General features: G+C 67.1%; 8 protein-coding genes and 1 pseudogene. 5 read left to right on the top strand and 4 right to left on the bottom strand.

Going from position 1 to position 5,024, the window contains the following annotated elements; all coding sequences use genetic code 11:
• Nucleotides 1-226: pseudogene (locus VD972_RS20585) on the bottom strand (hypothetical protein); the annotation flags it as partial.
• Nucleotides 227-304: 78 nt separating this feature from the next.
• On the opposite strand from VD972_RS20585, the gene VD972_RS20590 reads away from it, so the two are divergent.
• Complete coding sequence (locus tag VD972_RS20590; RefSeq protein ID WP_324989562.1) at nt 305-910, top strand: hypothetical protein; 606 nt, start codon at nt 305-307, stop codon at nt 908-910.
• On the opposite strand, the gene VD972_RS20595 is transcribed toward VD972_RS20590, so the two are convergent.
• Together VD972_RS20595 and VD972_RS20600 are read right to left on the bottom strand one after the other, a co-directional pair.
• Nucleotides 874-2,265, bottom strand: a complete 1,392-nt coding sequence (locus VD972_RS20595; protein WP_324989564.1) for a hypothetical protein — start codon at nt 2,263-2,265, stop codon at nt 874-876. The two genes, VD972_RS20590 and VD972_RS20595, sit on opposite strands and share 37 nt — an antisense overlap.
• Before the next feature lie 217 nt (nt 2,266-2,482).
• The gene (locus VD972_RS20600) at nt 2,483-2,872 is read right to left on the bottom strand and encodes a VOC family protein (RefSeq protein WP_324989566.1); all 390 of its coding nucleotides are present in this window, start codon (nt 2,870-2,872) and stop codon (nt 2,483-2,485) included.
• Here VD972_RS20600 and VD972_RS20605 point away from each other — a divergent pair.
• Nucleotides 2,858-3,418: a hypothetical protein gene (locus VD972_RS20605; protein ID WP_324989568.1), complete on the top strand. Its 561-nt coding sequence runs from the start codon at nt 2,858-2,860 to the stop codon at nt 3,416-3,418. The two genes, VD972_RS20600 and VD972_RS20605, sit on opposite strands and share 15 nt — an antisense overlap.
• A gap of 63 nt (nt 3,419-3,481) precedes the next feature.
• The gene (locus tag VD972_RS20610) at nt 3,482-3,757 is read left to right on the top strand and encodes a hypothetical protein (RefSeq protein WP_324989570.1); all 276 of its coding nucleotides are present in this window, start codon (nt 3,482-3,484) and stop codon (nt 3,755-3,757) included.
• Between the two features lie 255 nt (nt 3,758-4,012).
• Here VD972_RS20610 and VD972_RS20615 read toward each other — a convergent pair whose 3' ends face one another.
• Nucleotides 4,013-4,171 (bottom strand): hypothetical protein, encoded by a 159-nt coding sequence (locus VD972_RS20615; RefSeq protein ID WP_324989571.1) that lies wholly within the window; start codon nt 4,169-4,171, stop codon nt 4,013-4,015.
• 244 nt (nt 4,172-4,415) lie between these two features.
• Between VD972_RS20615 and VD972_RS20620 the strand changes: the two genes are divergently transcribed.
• Both VD972_RS20620 and VD972_RS20625 read left to right on the top strand, forming a co-directional pair.
• Entirely contained in the window at nt 4,416-4,754 is a 339-nt protein-coding gene (locus VD972_RS20620) for a metalloregulator ArsR/SmtB family transcription factor (protein WP_324989573.1), read from the top strand.
• A partial coding sequence (locus tag VD972_RS20625) for an SRPBCC domain-containing protein (RefSeq protein WP_324989575.1) occupies nt 4,751-5,024 on the top strand: 274 nt, incomplete at its 3' end. The genes VD972_RS20620 and VD972_RS20625, both read left to right, overlap by 4 nt.

Raw genomic sequence — 5,024 nt, forward strand, 5'->3', positions numbered from 1 at the left:
GGTGGATGTGCTGGAGCAGCTCGGCCTCCCGCTCGAAGCGGGGGTCGTTTGGCTGCTTGGCCATCTTCAAGGCGAAGGAGCCGGCCTCGGGGTGTCCTGCTCGCTGAGCGCGGAAGACCACGCCGTAGCTGCCGGAATCCAGGCGCTCGAGGATGAGCCAGGGGCCCACGAGCGAGCCGCGAGCGAGGACCTGTGGACCACTGACCGTCACACCATCATGACTCAAGGGTCTCCTCCGGAAGAGACAGGGAGCTGGAGGAGACCCTACCTCATAGGTAGCCGGGAAGACACCTCGTCCTACGGGTTGAGTCTAGAAGAAGGCCCTGGGACGACAGGCCCGTACTCCGAGCTCGGGGAGCCTTCCAATGATGAGGCCGGCCTCTGGCACCTGGAGAGTCTTGCCTCTCCTCCTCCGCTCGTTCTCAACCCCCGCGTGGACACGCGCCTCAATGCCCTCATTCTCCGCATGCTCTCGGTGAGCCCCGAGCAACGCGGCACCGCGCAAGAGCTGGCCGACGCGCTGGAGCAGGCCGCGCAGCTCACCCTCCCCGAGAGCACCCGTTCACTCTTCGACCAGGAGATGTCGCCCCTCCCACCCGCTCATGACATGGCCGAGGCGCAGGCGCAGGCTCCCCAGGTGTCCTCGCTCACGCCGCGCTCCGCTGAGCGTGTCAGCCCTCTCGTGCACCTGCGGCCCTGCGGCTTCGGCTCGCGACGGCCGCAGCGCTCCTGGCCCTGGTCCCACCCCGTGCGCGGTGCTCCCCGCGCCGGGGCCCGCTTCGCAGACCGCCAGGGCAGAGCCAAGTGCTCCACAATGGCACCCACCCCACCTCTGGCCGTCAGCCGAGGCGCTCGACCGCATCTACCGCCCCGTTACTCGGTGACGGTGAAGTGCACGGGGATGGCCTGAGCGGTGTAGTTGTGGCCCACCAGCGTGACCGTCGCTTCGTAGGTGCCCGGGGGAACCTTGCCCTGGACGATGATGTGGAAGCGCTCGACCTTCCCCGTCTCCATCCAGATGGGGAAGGCGCGGGGGCAGGTGGAGAACAGGCACCCGAGCGCCTCCCCAAGCGCGATGAACGGCGACAGGGGCGCCAAGCCGATGGCCAGGAAGGGCGCGCCGATCCCTGTCTGCCCCGCCGTCGTCCAGAGCGACTCGAGGTAGGTCTCGACACGGTCCAGCGGGACGCTGACCGCGTCCTTGCCGGGGCCCGTCACCTGGAGCTCGGAGAGCACGGCATCGCCCTTGAGGGTCTTCTCCCGGAAGACTACGGGGATCAGCACGCGCTGGCCCTTCTTCACCGTGACGGGCGTCGTGTCATAGGCACTCTCCACGTCGGCCGGCAGGAGCATTTCCCCCTGTTGCGTCACCCCCTGGGTGAGCTGGAACGAGCCTTGGCTCTTCACGTTGCCGGGGCGGAGCGTCACCTCGGCCTGCTTGCCCTTGATCATGCTGGGAGGCTGACTGGAGGCCGACAGCTCCGGCGAGGCCAGGGCGCCGGCTTCCACCTCGCCGCCGAGCGCGAACGCGGGGCTCTGGACGGTGCTCGTCGCCACCTGGATGACGGACTTCGCGTCCCAGTACAGCCGCTCCGCGGAGCTCACCGTCACGCTCCCGGTGATGGGCGTGTTGCCCGTGGCGGTGATCAGCAGGCCGCGGGTGAAGCCCGTGAGGGTGAGGTTGCTGGCGTGGATGACGGCCGCGTCGGAGAAGAACAGGGACTTGTCCGTGCCGCTCCAGTCGTCGGGGAAGATGGCGGTGGGGTTGGCGCCACTGGTGTTGTCCTGGGTGGTCAGCCCGACCACGGGCGTGGTGCTACCGCTCGGTGGCTGCGTGCGCGCGGTGGCGGAGCCGACGTCGACACTGCCCAGCGTGCCGGCGGTGAACTGGATCTGCGGCCCCTCCAGCACCAGCAGTCCCGTCTGCGAGCCGACCTGGGCGTTGGTCAAGAAGACGCAGCGCTGGTTGTTGGGGAACGCGGGCGCGGGCACCAGCACGCCAGGCGCATCCACCTGGGCCTGGCCTCTCGTGGTCAGGACGATCGAGCTGCCCGAGAGCTCCACGGTGGAGGTGATGCCGGTGGGCTTGTCCTTGACGGCCCGCTTCCAGCGAGACTCCACCGAGTCGAGCGACTCTCCCTGCCTCCGGCTCTCGATGTCATCCTGCTGAGGGGGGCTGTCATCAGCGCCTCCTCCACAGCCCAAAGGGAGGGACAGGATGACTGCGGCGTACGCCACGGCCAGGTACTTGTTCGAGACTCGCACGGTGTCTCCAGCGGGGTAGGTGCTGCTTCCATGCAGTCTTGTCCGCTGCCGGACCCTTTGGATCCAGCCAAGGCACAATCGTGTGCACGATGGTGTGCAGCCGTGCCACCTGAAGCCTACAGCCGCCACGGGCGCAGGCGACATCGATCGGCCGGATATCAATCTCGGCCCAGCCGCTCTCCTCCAGGATGGAATAGACCCGGCGTGCGATCCGCGATCACACGTGCTGATCGATGAGAATCGGATTGCCGTCGGGGTCGATCACCATCAGGGACGCGGGGCCCTTCGTCGATTCATCGGCCGCCGTGACCGGCTCGATGCCCGCGGCCTTCAGCCGCCGCTGCAGCTCGCGCACGTCGGTGAACTCGGGGAGCGTGTTGCACGAGGCGTCCCACCCCGGGTTGAACGTGAGCATGTTGCGCTCGAACATCCCCTGAAACAGCCCGATCGTGGCGTCGCCATTCCGGAGGATCAGCCACTTCTGGGCCTGGTCGCCGGCGAAGACCTGAAACCCGAGCTTCTGGTAGAACGCCCGGGACGCCTCGATGTCCTTGACCGCGAGGCTCACCGAAAAGTTCCCGAGCGTCATGGCGTGCGTCGTCGTCATGCGGCCCACCATACCGCCGTGTGCGGCTCGAGCGCGCTACGCTGTTTCGCGCTGACGATGGCGTATGCTCCCCAGCATGAGGGCTACACCCTGGCGCTCGACGAGCGAGGCACCCTCTGGGAGTGGGGAAGCATCCGCGGACATGACTTCGCGCTGGCGCCGCTGGGTGAGACGGTCAGCCCCACACCGGCCCGCGTGAGTGGCATGCCGAAGAGGGTCTCCGTCTCCATGTCGACCGCCACTTTTACCTTCCACTCCCTGGCACTGCAGGAGGACGGCAAGGTCCTGGCCTGGGCGACAACACCTACGGCCAGCTCGGAGAAGTATAGGAGAGATGGAGGCCCTGTTGAGGGTGGCAAGCAGGTGCAGAGGGGCGGAGGAGAGCTGCGGACGGGTGCCGCTGGGGCTGTGCACCGGGCTGGTGGAGAGGCCGCCCAGCCCCCTGGATGTACACGCCTGCCCAGGCCGCGCTCCCATCAGGTGCGCGGCAGGAGCCTGGGCCTCTTGAATGTGGGCATTGAGAAGGCTTCGTGGGGAGGCGTGTAACCTTTCCCCACGTCTTGCGTAACGGCAGATATGAGCTCCATCAGCGGCTTGAAGCGCAGTGTGATGATTCGAGAGGGTGAGCTGCAGGAGTGCCTGGTGCCCACCTGCAGCCAGAAGTTCGAGGTGCCTCCCGTCGAGGTCCTCGGAGCTCGGGACGGGTCCCGGGACGGATTCGACTCCGGGAGCGAGCGGTTCCGGGACGGGTTCGAGGCCGAGAGCAAGCGTCGCCCGGTAGAGCTCAACCCACTCGACCAGGACCGCGCGCTGGAGTTCCGGCGCGCCGCGGAGGTGGCGGAGCAGGCCTTCTCGCTGCTCGGGCGCGTGGAGCTGCGCGCCTGATCCTGGCTCACGGGGTCTCCGCCGTGGCGGTCGCTGGGATGTGAGGACCGGATCTTCCTCGTCACAAGCCTCTGTGGTTGTCTGCTCCCGCGTTCCCATGAAGGGGACCCGGGACGGCCGTACACGCGAATGGAGCAGAGCTCTGACGTGAGCGGGATGGACGCTCGCCATGCGGCGATCAGCCAGCTCATCCAGGAAGACAAGCTTCAGCCTGTGCGCGAACAACCTCAGGAAGAACACGGAAGAGGAACGCCGTTACGGGGCTAACGACAGCAGCCGGCGAGCGCGGAACGAGATCCTCGATCGTCTCTTGCGCATCTCGGACGAGCTCCGGGACGAGGCGAAGGCGAGGCCCACGAACAGCGAGGCGCACGGCCCCAGCGACACCCGCGCCCCCCCCAGGCCGCGGCTCACGGCAACTTCGAGACCTCCTGCCAGGCCTTCATCGAGCGCCGCTGGAGCCAGCAGGCTCCCCGAGCGAGTCCGCCCGGCTGCCCCTGTTCCAGTGCTCGAACATCTCCCGGAGACATCAGAGCCGGGCACTTACGTTCACGCTCTCCCATATCTCCTTTCGGAGAACGAGCTGACACCGGGCGGCCGGTGAAGCGCCGGCTCTTCCCACTTGCGCAAAGCCCCTCGCGGCACTAAACTGAACTATATGGTTCAGTATTCAATCCAGCTCGACACAGCGTTCGCGGCGCTCTCGGACGCCACACGCCGGGGCATCCTCGAGCGCCTCGGGCGTGGGGACGCGTCGATCAGCGATCTCGCCACGAACTTCGAGATGACCCTCACGGGCATCAAGAAGCACGTGCAGGTGCTCGAGGACGCTGGGCTGGTGACCACGGAGAAGGTCGGCCGGGTGCGGACCTGCAAGCTGGGTCCCCGTCGTCTGGAGGACGAGGCCGCTTGGATCACGAAGTACCGCCAAATGCTGGAAGCGCGCCTCGACAGCCTTGGCGAATTCCTCGCGCGCACGAAGGGAGACGAATCATGATCACGCAAAACCAAGAGCCGTCCCGCAGCACCACGGTCACCACCCCGACGGACCGCGAGATCCGCATCGAGCGCATCTTCAACGCTCCCCGGGCCCGCGTGTGGCAAGCGTTCACCGATCCGAGCCTGGTCGCGCAGTGGTGGGGACGCGGGAACAAGCTCGACGTCGTCCGCTTCGAGTTCGAGAAGGGTGGCCACTGGCGCTTCGAGGAGCACTCGGAAGGGCAGACGCATGGCTTCGAAGGGCGCATCCGCGAGATCGTGCCGATGG

Source organism: Hyalangium sp. (assembly GCF_035629615.1).
Classification (GTDB): Bacteria; Myxococcota; Myxococcia; order Myxococcales; family Myxococcaceae; genus Hyalangium.